Here is a 14,404-nt window from a genome sequence, read left to right on the forward strand (position 1 = left end):
GTCCGATCTATGGCCGCTAAAGTAGGACCCGCATATTAACGAGTCCAGCTTTAGGGGACCAGTTCAGCCGGGCGTCCCTTTTCTTGTTTGCGCTTCTTTAGTTGTGCGGCCTTCTGCTGTGCCGCCCAGGAGGGAGCTATTGCTGGTGCGGCTCCGAACCGTTGACGGGGCCGCGCCCCACTTCAATCTGGTTCCGGACATCAGCCAGTTCTGCCCGGAGCAAAGCCACTTCCTCGCAGAGGATCCTTACCTCGTCTTCAGCCTGGGACTGCTCCCGGGAGAGGTGGAGGCACACGCCCACCAGCAGAATGAGCGTCATGATGAACAGAAGGTTCGCCGGCACTTGGATGCCGATGAGCCCGCTGGCTTTTTCGAGGAGTGACGGAAAAGCGGAAAGGAGGAGGGTGCCTATGCCGATGACGATCCACAGAACGGCATACTTCTCCCGAAGTTTCTGCCGGCGGAGCATCTCGAAGACAAAGAAGAGGATCGCCACGACGACGATGGAGCCCATAAGGAGCGACATATTGGAATCCTAGTTAGTGGATGGCTCGGTTTTCTTCCGCGTCAGGGCAAACAGCAAGGCCATTCCTGAGCGTCCGAGGTATATGGCGGCCTTTACCGGGTCGTGGCTTGGCGTGCCGCCCTGGCGGGCACGCATCGAAACCGCGACTTGCCTGACGGTACATCCGGAGCGGATCGCAACCACCAGCGAATCGATGGTGTCGCCAAGATACTCCGCCGGATAGTGGTCAACGTATTGGCGGATCGCTTTCACGTTTGCTGCCCGGAACCCGGAGGTAACGTCCGTCAGCGTCGTACCGGCCACCCGGGAGATCGTCCACGCCAGTACCTTCATGGCCCATTTACGCGGGCCGCGTACCGTGTAGTTGCCTTTGTCGGCGAACCGGGCCCCGATGGCGATGTCGGCATGCTGGAGACCGTCGAGCACGGCCTTGATATCGCGGGGATCATGCTGGCCGTCCGCGTCGACCTGGATGACCTGGCTGTAGCCGTGGCTTTTCGCATACTTGAAGCCGGTCCGCATTGCGCCGCCCACGCCCATGTTGAACGGGAGTTGCAGGACAGTAGCCCCTGCCGCCCGGGCAACCTGGGCTGTATTGTCGCGGGAGCCGTCATCGACGACCAGGACATCGCAGGGGGGACCGAATTCGAAGACTTCCCGGATGGTATTTCCGATGGCTTCGGACTCGTTCCACGCGGGCATGATGACGAGTGTGTCGGGGGTGCGGGCGGGCACGGTCACTGTTTGATCAGTCCATTCTTGATGTAGGACTCCAGGCGGGTGCTCGACAGGGGCGGCTGGTACCCGGCTGCCTTGATCTTGGTCAGGTCCAGCACGCTGTTGAGGGGGCGCGGCGCTGCTTCCTTGCCCTTGAAATATTCGGCAGTGCTGACGCCGGTCACAGCGGCCCGCTCCTTGCCGGACAATTCGTACACGTCGGCCGCGAGGTCAGCCCAGGATTGCGGCTCGCCGTCACTGCTGAGGTTGTAAGTCCCATACTCCGCACCGGAATCAATCAGGTGGCGGATGCCAGCGGCAATGTCCTCCGTGAAGCTGAGACGGCCAATCTGATCGTTGACGACGGAGGGCTCGATGCCTCGGCCAGCCAGTGATGCCATGGTACGTACGAAGTTGTTCCCGTCACCGATGACCCAGCTGGTGCGGACAATGTAGTGGCGGGGCACCACCTGGACAATCGCGTCACCGGCGGCCTTCGTCTGGCCGTATACGCCAAGCGGGGTAAAGGGCTCGTTCTCGCTGTGGAGGACCTGGGCGCCGTCGAAAACGTAGTCAGAGGAAACATGGACCAGTGTGAGGTCATGCTCGACGGCGGTCCTGGCCAGTGCGGACACAGCCGCAACGTTGACGGACCAGGCTTCGGCGCGTCCCTGCGGGGATTCTGCAGCATCAACCGCCGTGTAGGCGGCCGCATTGATGATGGTGGAGTAGTTCTTCCAGTTCCGGGCGGCGAAGGAATCCGGGCTGCCCAGATCGAAGTCGGAGCGGCCGGCGAACTCGACCGAAGGGTCTCCTTCGAAGAGGTTCCGAAGGGCTTTGCCCAATTGCCCGTTCGCGCCCACAACCAGGGTCTTCTTCGGCGGCATCGGCACGACGTCGGCCAGACGTGGATGCGCCTTATCCTTGTCGGACAGTTCCGCCTGGCCCAAAGGGATGGGCCAGGGGACCGCGACCGTCTCGTCTGCAAGGTTCAGAAACGTGTACTGGCTTTGGGCATCGGCTGACCAGTGGTCGTTCACAAGGTAGGTGTAAGCCGTGTTGTCCTCAAGCGTCTGGAACGCGTTACCCACGCCTCGCGGAATGAAAATAGCCTGGCTCGGGTCCAGTTCAGCAGTAAAAACAGTGCCAAATGACGGGCCTTGGCGAAGATCGACCCAGGCGCCAAAGATTTTGCCGGTCGCTACGGAAATGAACTTGTCCCACGGCTCGGCGTGGATGCCGCGGGTGGTTCCTGCCTTCTCATTGAACGAGATGTTGTTTTGGACCGGGCGGAAATCCGGGAGCCCAAGGGCTACCATCTTCTCGCGCTGCCAGTTTTCCTTGAACCAGCCCCGGTTGTCGCCGTGCACCGGGAGGTCGTAAAGAACGACGCCGGGGATAGGGGTCTCGCGGGCAGCGAGCTTTTTCGAGAATTCCAAAGGCATGGACTACTGGCCCTGTTCCTTGTATTTGGCTTCGGTGGCTGCTTTCTGCGGCCGCCACCAGTCCTCGTTGTCGCGGTACCAGGCAATGGTGTCTTCGATGCCTGCGTCGAAGTTGGAGAATCGGGGTTCCCAGCCGAGTTCATCGCGGAGCTTGGTGGAGTCGATGGCGTAGCGCAGGTCGTGTCCGGGCCGGTCTACCACATGGTCGTAGGCGTCCGGGGACTGGCCCATGTGCTTGAGGATCAGTTCGACGACGTCCTTGTTGTTCTTTTCGCCGTCGGCGCCGATCAGGTAGGTTTCGCCGATCCTGCCCTTGGCGATGATGGCAAGCACTGCCGAGGAGTGGTCGTTGGCGTGGATCCAGTCACGGACGTTTTCGCCCTTGCCGTAGAGCTTGGGCCGGACGCCGTCGATCACGTTGGTGATCTGCCGGGGGATGAACTTTTCCACGTGCTGATACGGGCCGTAGTTGTTGGAGCAGTTGCTGATGGTCGCCTGCAGCCCGAAGGACCGCACCCAGGCCCGGACCAGCAGGTCAGAGCCTGCCTTCGTTGAGGAGTACGGGCTGGAGGGGTTGTACGGGGTCTGCTCGGTGAACCGCTCGGGGTCATCCAGTTCCAGGTCACCGTACACCTCGTCGGTGGAGATGTGGTGGAAGCGCTTGTTGTGCTTCCGGGCAGCCTCGATCAGGGTGTAGGTGCCGATGATGTTCGTGTCCAGGAACGGGCGCGGGTCATGCAGTGAGTTGTCGTTGTGCGATTCGGCGGCGTAGTGGACCACCACGTCCGTGGCGGCGACGAGCCCCTCCACCAGGCCGGCGTCGGCTATATCACCCTGGACAAAGGTGAAACGGTCCTCGGGAAGGCCGCGGAGTGATTCCAGGTTGCCTGCGTAGGTCAGCTTGTCCAGAACGGTCACATGGTCATCGGTGTTATCAAGTACGTAATGGACGAAGTTGGAACCGATGAACCCGGCACCGCCGGTAACAAGAAGTCGCTGCATAATTCCCAAGGGTACCGGATTTGCCGCGGCAGTTAGCGAACGGAAAGATGGGGGACATGCGCGGAATAATACTTGCCGGCGGTACCGGCTCCAGGCTTCACCCCATCACTCTGGGCGTCAGTAAGCAGTTGGTCCCGGTCTACGACAAGCCGATGATCTACTACCCGCTATCCACTCTGATCCTTGCCGGCATCCGGGACATCCTGATTATCACCACCCCGCATGACGCCGACCAATTCGAACGGCTGCTGGGGGACGGATCGCGTTTCGGCGTTTCCATCACCTACAAGCAGCAGCCCTCCCCGGATGGCCTGGCGCAGGCCTTCATCCTGGGCGCAGAGCATATTGGCGATGACAACGTTGCCCTCGTCCTGGGTGACAACATTTTTTACGGCCAGGGCATGGGTACGCAGCTGCGCCGGTTCGAAAACATCGACGGCGGAGCGGTCTTTGGTTACTGGGTTGCCGATCCGAAGGCATACGGAGTGGTTGAATTCGACTCCGAGGGACGGGCTATTTCGCTTGAAGAGAAGCCGGAAAAGCCGAAAAGCCATTATGCGGTTCCTGGTCTTTACTTCTACGACAACGACGTCGTGGAAATTGCCCGGGACCTCAAGCCCTCTGCGAGGGGGGAACTTGAGATCACGGACGTCAACCGGACTTACCTGGACCAGGGAAGGCTGCAGGTGGAAATCCTTCCCCGGGGAACTGCGTGGCTGGACACCGGAACCTTCAACGACCTCAATGACGCCTCCAACTTTGTGCGCACCACCGAGAACCGGCAGGGCCTGAAGATTGGGGCACCCGAGGAGATCGCGTGGCGGCTCGGCTTCCTCACGGACGATGAACTGCGGGAGCGGGCCGAGCCCTTGGTCAAGAGCGGATATGGCTCCTACCTGATCGACTTGCTGGAGTACGGCCACTAGGCGGGAGCTTAACCAAAAGAATGAGGGGCGCAACAATCGGAGCGCTCCTCATTCTTTTTTGGCCTTACTTATCGCTGCTTCGATAGTTCCCGCGTGTCCGGGGCCTGGCTGGCAACCACGCGTGTCTCCCCAGAGGAAAGATATTGGTTTGGGAAATCCCGGGCCCCCAACTTCCGTCCCCAAAAGAGGTGCCGGTAGATGAGCGTGGCGCCAATGATGAGCGCCGTGAGATACAACGCGGAAATCCCCTGCCAAGTTAGTGGCGGCTGCCAGAGCGGTGCCGACATTTCAGTCCAGTTGGTGTGTTGAGGAAGTAAACCTACAGTGAATCGCCGTAGGGCATATAGAAATGTGTATACATGCGCCACGACGGCCCCTCCAAGAATCAGGCAACCCAGGGATCTCACTTGCGGTGACGCCGGTATTGGCTGGAACCGCAAAGCTACTCCGCATATCATCAAGAGGAGGACCACCAACGCAAGAAGGTAGCGTCCTTGCCAGATGTATCCAAGTTCTTCTACGATTTGCGCCTGCAAAATTGGCGGCAGAAAGACAATAAGCGCCAGGACTGGCAGAACTGCCCATTTAGAACGACCTGAGCCGAACGTCAGGGCCGTGAGCAGGAGCACTCCGAAGGCTACGTGCCAGAAGATCTGAACTCCCGATGGGGCCGGAGTGTCCAACCAGCCCATTATCCCGATGTATCCGTTGACGTAATTAAAGGTGGCGTCGAGCATATGGGCGAACGCCTGGTCCGGTGTGGTTGTGCTCGGTTCGCCGCCCAAGCTCTTGAAACTGTCAGCCAACATCAGCCAGGCTAATCCTGCTGCGCACCCGGCCCCGGCGAGCACTGCCATAAAGAGCCCGAGTTTATCCCGTAACACAGCAAGAAGGGGGCGCCAACCGAACATTATGAGCGCCGCGATAACGGCCGCGGCCAACCAGATCAAGGACAGTGCTCGCGTGTTGGCCAACGCTGCGCCGGAGACACCCACGGCGATCACCTGCGCGCGAACTGTCGCCAGGGATTGATAGTTGTCTAAGACCACGCAAAGGTTGATGAAAAACGCGGCTGTGGTGACGATCTCCAAGGAATTGGGATTAATGGAACCGCTGAGGTAGAGGACCATCGGCGTGAGGACAACAGTGCAAGCGGACAGTGGCCATCCCCCGCCACGGAAGCGCAGGGCACCCATGAACGTCATCGCCATAAACGCTGCGGACAACAAGCCACTTGCCATGCGCATGGCGTACAGCGCTGGTGCCCCAGCCAGGACCTGGGATGGCAGGCCAACAAGCAAATAGTAGAAAGGGTTGTAGTTGCCGGCCGTTGTTTTAGCCTCCGTGATCAGGGTGTTGGACGAGTCTATTTGGGGCGCACAGGACGCCGTGAGATCAGGCCTGAAGGCTGTGCAAGTCTGGGGTCCCAGTTCTGCTATATAACCAGGTACCTGAACAACGGCCGGTTGCCCCTGTGGGCCTGCGGTCTGCGGCTCCATTTGTCCACGCACCACGGCGGCTGCCTTTATGGCATGAGCCGGTTCGTCTGGCACGGACATTAACGGAGAGGCCAACGCCCACAGGCTGGTAAGCATACCGAGGAGAAGAAATACTGATAAGGGGAGGAGGAGCGGCAGTGAGCGTTTTTTCGCCCTGAGACTGCTGCGGACAAGGGAGCACATAGTTTATGAAGCTAGCACCACTGCAGTCCCTTCACGGCAGGTTGAGGGAGTGCACCTTTTCCCAAGGATGAGTAATTGGCGCGCAGATTACTCATCCTTGCGGGAAGGTGTGCGGAGGGTCGTCAAAAATTGATGGCGAAGCTGCGGCCCAGGTAGCCCTCAGTCGGTCTCATCCCAGTGCCTGGGAATGTCCACAAGGACCCGTCAGGTTGACGAGCGACCAGGTCGGGAATGCCGTCCGAATTCAGGTTTGCCGCTGCCACTGCCATGTCAAATGAGGTCCACTGGGTGCTGATCCTGCGGGCGGCACCGGGATAACCGCTCCCATTGCCGGCATAGAACCACATGGTGCCGTCTGGTTTTCGGGCGAGGAGGTCGCTTTTACCATCACTGTTGACATCGCCGGGGCCAACGATCGAGTCAAAGAGTTCCCAGCCGAACTCACCAACTTTGACTGCCGCCCGATAGCCGTTGTTGTTGGCATCGACTCGACCGGTGCCTGCGTACAACCAGAGGGACCCATCCGCCATACGGCCAAGGATGTCGTTCTTGCCGTCCCCGTTGTAGTCGCCGACGCCGGCAAGCGCAGTGAATACGCTCCAGCCAAAATTGCCAATCCGGATAGGGGCGGAATAGCCGTTGCTGGTGGTGGTAACGGTGCCTGTGCCCGGGTAGAGCCACAGGGTCCCGTCCTTGCCACGCGCCGCCAAATCTGCCTTGCCGTCGCCCGTGAAGTCACCCACGCCCACCAGCAAATCGAAAATCTGCCAGCCGAAATCGCCTATCCGCTTGCTCGCACCGTAGGCACCTGTTCCCGTGCCTGGATAGAACCAGAGCGTTCCGTCTGGTTTTCTGGCAAGTAGATCGGCTTTCGCATCACCGTTGAAATCCTTGGTGCCTACGAGGGCGTCAAAGGCTTCCCAGCCGAAGTCGCCAATCTTTTTTGGCGATTCATAACCCAGGTCTTTCATGGCTGTTCCGGCATAGAAGTAAACGGCTCCAGCAGGCTCGCTTGCCACGAAATCTGCCATAGCGTCACCATTTGCGTCCCCGGTGCCTACAATGGCGTCGTATATTTGCCAGCCCGTTCCGATTTGGCGGCCATTGACCAAGACGGCGCTGCCCGTGTTGGAATACAGCCATAAAGTGCCGTCGGGTTTTCTGCCAGCAAGATCATTGGTGCCGTCTCCGTTGAAATCCCTGGCTGGGAAGACCTGATCGAAAATTTGCCAACCAAAATCAATTTTTCGGGACGCACCCGGCCTGCCTGTCGCCATGCCTGAATAGAGATAGAGGTCGCCGGCAGGAACACGTGCCAACAAATCGGGTTTTCGGTCCCCGTCAAAGTCGCCGACTCCCAGCAGGCTGTCAAAGGCTTCCCAGCCGAAATCGCCCACCCTAACACCACTGAGGTAGCCCCTCGCGGTGGAGGAGACAGTCCCGGTTCCAGCGTAGAACCAGAGCGACCCTTCGATCTTCCGGGCCATCAGGTCGTTCTTCCCGTCTCCGTTGAAGTCACCCATCCCGAGTACCCGGTCAAACGCGTCCCACCCGAAATCGCCGATCTTCCGCCCGGTGCCGAACTTTCCAGTGCCGTCGCCTGGGTAGAACCACAAAGTTCCATCACGTTCGCGCTTTACCAGATCCGCCTTGCCGTCACCGTCAAAGTCTCCCGGAGATACGAGTTTTCGTGTCCGGTCTGTTGGGGCTGGCGGGGGCGCTCCGGTTGCGAACGTCTTCAGCTGCGTGTAATCGCCATTCCAGACGTTAGAGTCACCGGGGAAGGGGCCGGTGCTGCTGTACTGCCATATGCTGTAGGTGCTCCAGCTTGCGGTAGGAACGGACCCGGCATCGTTGGTTGGGTATTTCGGGTATGCGGCAATCCAGAGGGGGTAGTCGCCAAAGCCAGCCGGGTTTCCCAGGCATTGATTCCACCAGCTTGTGTTCGTGTAGATGACTGGGAGCCGCCCAGTGAGTGCAAGCATAGTGTTGCCGAAGTCGCGGACCCAAGAGGTCAATTGCGAAGGCGACATGTCATAGCAGGTATTTCCCGGCGTCCAGCCGGGAAAGTCTGTCCGGCCTTCGTAGGGGTTGAACTCGATATCCAGCACCGGTGGCATCGTGTACCCGTCACTCGACCATCCTCCGCCGTTCTGCACAAAGTAGCGGGCCTGCTCTGCCCCGGAAGACCAGTTGGGAATCGCGAAGTGGTAAGCGCCCCTGATCATCCCCACATTCCGCGCCCCCTGGTATTGCGAGCTAAAGAGGTTATTGGTGAAGTAACTGCCCTCGGAGGCTTTGACGTAGGCAAAACGCGCCCCCATGTTCCATTGCTGCTGCCAGTCCACGTAGGTTTGGTGCCCACTGACGTCCAGTCCCTGGACACCGAAGGTGGGCATCCATGTTCCCTCCGCCGACAACGTTTCCTCGCTCAGCTTCCGGAAGGAGCCGGAGGGAGATGACGCTGCAACCCGCGCCGAACGCTGTCCCATCTCAGCGCCGCCCGTACCGATGGCCTCTGCCATGGACTTCGTTGCCTCGGCCGACTGTGCCGGCTGCGGGGCTGGGGCTGATGTTTCTTCACGGGCCGGCGCCGGGGGCGGTGCAGGAACTTTAGTTTGGACTGTCGATTCAGCAGAGGATGAAGCAGTTGGCGTCGGAGTCGGTTCGACGGCGGAGGCCACCTCCGAAAACCCCGGACCTGCTAGCAGGGAGCCAATGAGCACAGGTATTCCCACAAGGTGAAGGGAAGTGCGACGGGACTGAGACGGGTTCCGCTTCATATTTGCTCCGGAGACAATGTGGCGCCATATGAGCGCTCATTTTTGTACTGCTTCGGTGATTCCCCCCAGGGAGCCGCCTGACAGGTTGTATTCGACATTAACGCGCTCACCATAGCATCGCCGTTACCGGTGGAACTAGAGGGGTCCAGGTTACCTCTGTGATAGGTGTGTTTAGCCACCACTGGATTGGCTGTTGCTTAAGCGGGGCGACCGGGATCGATTACTGACAGGCTCCCACTTGTTTGGCGGGCGGTCCCCTGGACAAACCTGAGCAGGTGGGTGTTGGTCCTGCTGTAGAGTTTGAGCCTGTGAGTTCATTGCTTCGGCTTTCCTTTTCACAGGCGGCCACCGAAACGGGAACAGGCTCGCGCCCGTTTCTTGATAGATGTCGAACACCCTTCCTTAGCAGCATCCTTCTGGGTCTGCTTGCTTTCTGCATCAGCTTCCTTGGGGTCTGGGTTCCGTCACCCTGGTTGGACGAGGCAGCGACAGCCCACATCATCAAATACTCCGTCGCCGAGATGGCGGAGCTGTGGAAGCACATCGATGGAGTATTTGGGCCCTACTACGTCTTAATGCATTTCTGGGCAAGGCTGACGGAAATAGATCCATTCTGGCTGCGCTTGCCAAGCGTGGTGGCCGTAGGCGTGGGGACCGCAGCCATGGCTGCCACAGGCCGAGCCGTGGGGGGCTGGAAGGCTCAGCTGGCCTACGCCCTCTGCTTTGCCCTGCTGCCCAGAATGACGGCGATGGCGATTGAAGCCCGGCCGTACGCTTTTTCAGCGATGTTCACCGCCCTTGCGCTTTTCTCAGTAGTGAAGCTGCACCAACGAAAATCACTGTGGTACGCGCCGTTGCTAGGGTTCGCCATGATCGGAGCGGTCAGTGCGCATCTGTTTTCCGCACTGCCGCTCATCGGCCTCGTCATTGTCGCATTCGCAGTTCTGCCCGGCCGCCAGCGGCTGGCTGCGGCTGCGAGCTCACTCCTGGCCGGCCTCGCATGTCTCCCGCTCGGTATCCTTGGCGTCCAGCAACGTCATCAGGTCGGTTGGATTGCGACCGCCCCGTTCAATATCGCGGACCAGGCACTGGTTGAGGCATGGTTCACGTCCCGGGTGGACCCCAATCCGAACGGGGCTTTCATCCCCCTGCATTACATTGCGGTGGGTTTGTCTATCCTCGCCGCAGCGACGGTTGTTGCACCCTTGCTGGCCGGGCGCCGTCCTCTGCCCATGACGCGCCTTGCGCTGGCGGCCATACCTCTGGTGCTCGCTGTGGGAGTTTTGTGGGGGCAGTCAGTACTTGATGAACCGGTTCTGATGGGGCGGTACTTCACGTCGTCAGCTCCATTTTTCGCGATGCTCCTGGCCGAATGCCTCCTGCTGCTGAGACCCCATGTCAAACAGATCGTGGCCTCTTTGCTGATTCTGGGCTGCTTGGTGCTGATCGTGTCCCAGCGTCAGCCCTATGCCAAGATCCCCTGGAACGACTTCTCGTTCATCGCGGCAACAATCGACAAACAGTCAAGCAGTGGTGACGGCCTGCTTATTGAGCCCAGCCCTATCCCTACGGATACCGCGCGAAGCGCCATTGACCTGTACCCCGAGGATTTCAAGGGGCTTGTGGACATAGCGCAGCCTCAACCGCTTCCCCTCACCCACCCCATATCGGTTGATGCCCCGGTGGTGGACCTGTCCATCCAGGCTCCGCTCCCGTCACGCATTTGGCTGGTGTCCAAGGTTAAGCAGGACAGTGCCTACGCGGCACAATTGAGCAGTCTCGGCTATCAGGCCGCCTCGTCGTCCAGTGGTCCCGGCCATGTTGTCACCCTGTGGATGAAGCAGTGAAGTTCGATCAGGCACTTGCCCTTCGCGGCTAAGTTCCTGTCACGTAGGTCGAAACCTTGGTTTTCCACACTTGAACGGCCGAGACTTGTTACCGTGCTTCGGCCTCCCTAGGCTTGACCCAATCGCACTGCCGTCCGCTGGGGAAGGCAGTCGTTTGGGGGAACAAAATGGATGCTCTGGCAATTGTCGAGGATGAAGTCCGCGAGCTCATCCGGCGCAGGGGACTTGATCCGATGAGGCAGGCAGGCGAGGTCCGAAGGCTGGTTGAGGCTGTCGTTGTTGACTACGATGAGCGGGCGCTTACGGGTCCGCTACCGCCGCTTGGCCCTTTGGATACGGCACGCCGCTTCCTTTTTGATGCAGTGGCTGGCTTTGGAATCCTGCAGCCATTGCTCGACGATCCTTCCATAGAAGAGATTTGGCTTAATGCCCCGAATGAAATCTTTGTGGCCAGGAACGGTGAGTCCGAACTGACGTCCCTGAGCCTTTCGGAACAGCAGGTGCGGGATCTGGTGGAGAGGATGCTCAAGAGCTCCGGCCGCCGCCTGGACATGTCCTCCCCGTTCGTTGATGCGGCTTTGCCCGACGGCTCCCGGCTGCATGTAGTGATTCCCGACGTCACGCGCCGGCACTGGGCAGTAAATATCAGAAAATTCGTTGTTAAAGCCAGCCGGCTCGAACATCTCGTCGAACTGGGCACCCTGACTCCACAATCAGGGCGGTTCCTCGGTGCGGCTGTTTCAAGCGGGCTCAACATCCTGGTGTCAGGAGCCACGCAGGCGGGCAAAACCACCATGCTGAATTGCCTTGCTGCGGGCATTGGAAGCAGGGAGCGGGTCATCACGGTCGAGGAGATCTTCGAGCTGCAGCTCCCGCTGCGCGACGTTGTGGGGCTCCAGTGCCGGCAGCCGAACCTCGAAGGAGAAGGAGAGATCCCACTCCGCCGCCTGGTGAAGGAAGCCCTGCGCATGCGGCCGGACCGCCTGGTTGTCGGAGAAGTCCGCGAGGCGGAGAGCCTGGACATGCTCATTGCGCTCAACTCCGGCCTTCCGGGTATGTGCACCGTCCACGCCAACTCCGCCCATGACGCCGTGACAAAGATCTGCACCCTTCCCCTCCTGGCGGGTGAAAACATCTCATCAGCCTTTGTTGTGCCCACAGTCGCCTCATGCATCGACCTTGTGGTGCACTGCAGCCGGCGGCCGGACGGACGCAGGGAGGTTACCGAAATCTTGTCCCTCGGCCGCCGCGTGGAAAACGGCATCATCGAGTCATCACTTGTTTTCGCCATGACGGACGGGGTCCTGCAGCCCCGCGCCAACAGCATGCCGGCGGCGGAGAAATTCGCGCGCGCAGGCTTCGACGTCGCTGCACTGCTGGATCCGCGATGATTTCTGCCTTGCTGGGGGTAACGACAGGAACAGGGCTGTTCCTCATCTGGTGGTCGCTGTGGGAATCCCCGCAGCCGGGACGCCGAAACCGCAAACCAAGCCGGGTAGCCGATCTCCTGGTTGCAGCAGGGGTGGACAAAGTATCGGTCAGCGGGCTGCTGGGCACCTGCCTGGGCCTTGCTCTGTTCGTGGCCCTGGTCTTCTTCGCGGTCAGCCGCTCCTGGCCCATCGCGGCCTGCTTCGGGCTGTTTGCGGGCTGGCTCCCCGTCACCATCCTGCGATGGCGTGCCAAAAAGAGGACGGCCATGCTTCGCCAGCTGTGGCCGGACGTCGTGGACCACCTGCGTTCCGCCATTCGGGCAGGACTGCCGCTGCCCGAGGCACTGATCCAGCTTGGCGACAAGGGGCCCGAAGAACTACGGCCGGCATTCCGCGAATTCGGCGCGGATTACCGCGCCGGCGGACAGTTCGACGGTTCGCTCAACAAGCTCAAGCACAAGCTGGCCGATCCCGTGGCGGACCGCATCGTCGAAGCCTTACGCCTGACGCGGGAAGTGGGCGGCTCGGACCTGGGCAGACTGCTGGCCACACTAAGCGAGTTTTTGCGCGAGAGCGCCCGCACCCGCAGCGAACTGGAAGCACGGCAGTCCTGGACCATAAACGCCGCACGGCTGGCTGTAGCGGCACCGTGGGTCGTCATGATCCTGCTTGCCACCCGGCCGGAGGCAGTGCAAGCGTACAACACGCCGGCGGGCGCCGCGGTACTGCTCGGCGGCCTCGTTGTTTCCCTGATCTGCTACTCCATCATGCTGAAAATAGGGGCCCTGCCAGAGGAAGAGCGGGTGCTCCGGTGACTGTTGCCTCGCCAGCCGCCATCGTCTGTGGAACACTTCTGGGCATTGGCCTGTGGCTCGTCATCTTTAGGTCGCCGTATATGCGGGCAACGACGTTTGCGGAGCGGATTGAGCCCCAGCTCAAGTCCCAGAACCTGGAGTCGCGGCTGCTGCATACCGGAGAGCAGACAGTTACCCCGTTCGGCCCGCTCGAAAGGATTCTGCGCCCCGTCATACGCGACCTGCTGACCGCGCTCGGAAAGTTGAATCCCTCACCGGGGGCCACCGTCCGCCGGCTTGCGCAGGCCGGAATCGGCAAGCCGACCATCGATTTCAGGGCAGAACAACTCCTCTGGGCGGCAGCGGGGTTTGCGGCGGCCCTGGGTTTGACGTTGGTCGGTGCAGCCGCGGGACGGTTCAACGCGCTGTTCGCGGCCTTGGCCGTCCTCGGCAGTGCCATCGGCGGTTTCATGCTGCGGGACTATTGGCTGGGGGTCCAGGTCCGGCGCAGGGAGGCGAAGATGATGGCTGAATTCCCAAGCCTGGCAGAACTCATGGCGCTGGCTGTGGGTGCAGGGGAGAGCGCGACCGGCGCTCTGGCCCGGGTCTCCCGGAGCGCCAAGGGCGAACTGGCGAAAGAGTTTTCCAGGATCCTCGCAGAGACGAGGGCCGGCAAGCCACTCGTGCTGGCACTGCAGGAGTTCTCAGCACGAACCGATCTGGCCCCGCTGGTCAGATTCGTAGACGGCATCATTGTGGCAGTCGAACGCGGCACGCCTTTGGCGGATGTGCTTCGCGCCCAGGCACAGGATGTGCGCGATACCGCCAAGCGCGACCTGATGGAGTCCGCCGGCAAGAAGGAAATCGCCATGATGGTGCCACTAGTCTTCGGCGTGCTTCCACTGACAGTCGTGTTCGCCGTTTTCCCCGGCATCGCGGCCATCAGTCTGGGCTTCTAGTTCTTGAAATCAACACCGGGTGCCTGGCCCGGCCCCGTGATACTGAAAACCGGACTACCGAAAAAGGAAGAGGACGAAGGATGAAAAACCTGGGAATGCGCTGCAGGATGTTGCTTCTGGCGCTCGCAGCCGCGCGCCGCCCTGCCACCGACCACCCCGAGCGGGGCGACGTACCTGGCTGGGTGATGATCACGCTGATGTCCGCCGTCCTTGTTGCTGCCCTCCTGGCGCTCGCGGGACCAGCCCTGGAGACAATGTTCAACCAGGCAATGGACAAGGTGGGCAGCTAAAGC

The 14,404-nt window shown here is 60.5% G+C and carries 12 protein-coding genes; 6 read left to right on the forward strand and 6 right to left on the reverse strand.

Annotated elements, in window-relative coordinates; all coding sequences use genetic code 11:
- Positions 1-136 precede the first annotated feature (136 nt).
- From AC5RTT_RS02425 to rfbB, 4 genes are read right to left on the reverse strand one after another with little or no spacing between them, the layout of a single operon-like run.
- The gene (locus tag AC5RTT_RS02425; protein ID WP_494143865.1) at positions 137-526 is read right to left on the reverse strand and encodes a DUF2304 domain-containing protein; all 390 of its coding nucleotides are present in this window, start codon (positions 524-526) and stop codon (positions 137-139) included.
- A 9-nt stretch (positions 527-535) separates the two neighbouring features.
- On the reverse strand, positions 536-1,261 hold the full coding sequence (locus AC5RTT_RS02430; protein ID WP_494143866.1) for a glycosyltransferase family 2 protein: 726 nt from the start codon (positions 1,259-1,261) through the stop codon (positions 536-538).
- A 2-nt stretch (positions 1,262-1,263) separates the two neighbouring features.
- Positions 1,264-2,688 (reverse strand): sugar nucleotide-binding protein, encoded by a 1,425-nt coding sequence (locus AC5RTT_RS02435; RefSeq protein WP_494143867.1) that lies wholly within the window; start codon positions 2,686-2,688, stop codon positions 1,264-1,266.
- A gap of 3 nt (positions 2,689-2,691) precedes the next feature.
- Positions 2,692-3,690 carry a dTDP-glucose 4,6-dehydratase gene (rfbB, locus tag AC5RTT_RS02440; protein ID WP_494008714.1) on the reverse strand — a complete coding sequence of 333 codons (999 nt, stop codon included), beginning with the start codon at positions 3,688-3,690 and terminating at the stop codon, positions 2,692-2,694.
- 56 nt (positions 3,691-3,746) lie between these two features.
- Between rfbB and rfbA the strand changes: the two genes are divergently transcribed.
- Positions 3,747-4,616, forward strand: a complete 870-nt coding sequence (rfbA, locus tag AC5RTT_RS02445) for a glucose-1-phosphate thymidylyltransferase RfbA (RefSeq protein WP_494143868.1) — start codon at positions 3,747-3,749, stop codon at positions 4,614-4,616.
- A gap of 68 nt (positions 4,617-4,684) precedes the next feature.
- Here rfbA and AC5RTT_RS02450 read toward each other — a convergent pair whose 3' ends face one another.
- Together AC5RTT_RS02450 and AC5RTT_RS02455 are read right to left on the reverse strand one after the other, a co-directional pair.
- A complete protein-coding gene (locus tag AC5RTT_RS02450) occupies positions 4,685-6,298 on the reverse strand; it encodes a DUF2142 domain-containing protein (protein ID WP_494143869.1) in 1,614 nt (537 codons plus the stop codon).
- A gap of 122 nt (positions 6,299-6,420) precedes the next feature.
- On the reverse strand, positions 6,421-8,823 hold the full coding sequence (locus AC5RTT_RS02455) for a GH25 family lysozyme (RefSeq protein ID WP_494143870.1): 2,403 nt from the start codon (positions 8,821-8,823) through the stop codon (positions 6,421-6,423).
- A gap of 566 nt (positions 8,824-9,389) precedes the next feature.
- On the opposite strand from AC5RTT_RS02455, the gene AC5RTT_RS02460 reads away from it, so the two are divergent.
- The 5 genes from AC5RTT_RS02460 to AC5RTT_RS02480 all read left to right on the forward strand — a co-directional run bounded on the left by AC5RTT_RS02460 (position 9,390) and on the right by AC5RTT_RS02480 (position 14,401).
- Positions 9,390-10,928 (forward strand): glycosyltransferase family 39 protein, encoded by a 1,539-nt coding sequence (locus AC5RTT_RS02460; RefSeq protein ID WP_494143871.1) that lies wholly within the window; start codon positions 9,390-9,392, stop codon positions 10,926-10,928.
- A gap of 167 nt (positions 10,929-11,095) precedes the next feature.
- Entirely contained in the window at positions 11,096-12,319 is a 1,224-nt protein-coding gene (locus AC5RTT_RS02465) for a TadA family conjugal transfer-associated ATPase (protein WP_494143872.1), read from the forward strand.
- Positions 12,316-13,173: a type II secretion system F family protein gene (locus AC5RTT_RS02470; RefSeq protein WP_494143873.1), complete on the forward strand. Its 858-nt coding sequence runs from the start codon at positions 12,316-12,318 to the stop codon at positions 13,171-13,173. Before AC5RTT_RS02465 ends, AC5RTT_RS02470 begins: the two co-directional genes overlap by 4 nt.
- Positions 13,170-14,111 carry a type II secretion system F family protein gene (locus AC5RTT_RS02475; protein ID WP_494143874.1) on the forward strand — a complete coding sequence of 314 codons (942 nt, stop codon included), beginning with the start codon at positions 13,170-13,172 and terminating at the stop codon, positions 14,109-14,111. Before AC5RTT_RS02470 ends, AC5RTT_RS02475 begins: the two co-directional genes overlap by 4 nt.
- 80 nt (positions 14,112-14,191) lie before the next feature.
- Positions 14,192-14,401, forward strand: coding sequence for a hypothetical protein (locus tag AC5RTT_RS02480; protein WP_494143875.1), 210 nt, complete (start codon positions 14,192-14,194; stop codon positions 14,399-14,401).
- Positions 14,402-14,404 lie beyond the last annotated feature (3 nt).

This window comes from Arthrobacter sp. Y3221157 (genome assembly GCF_059089865.1).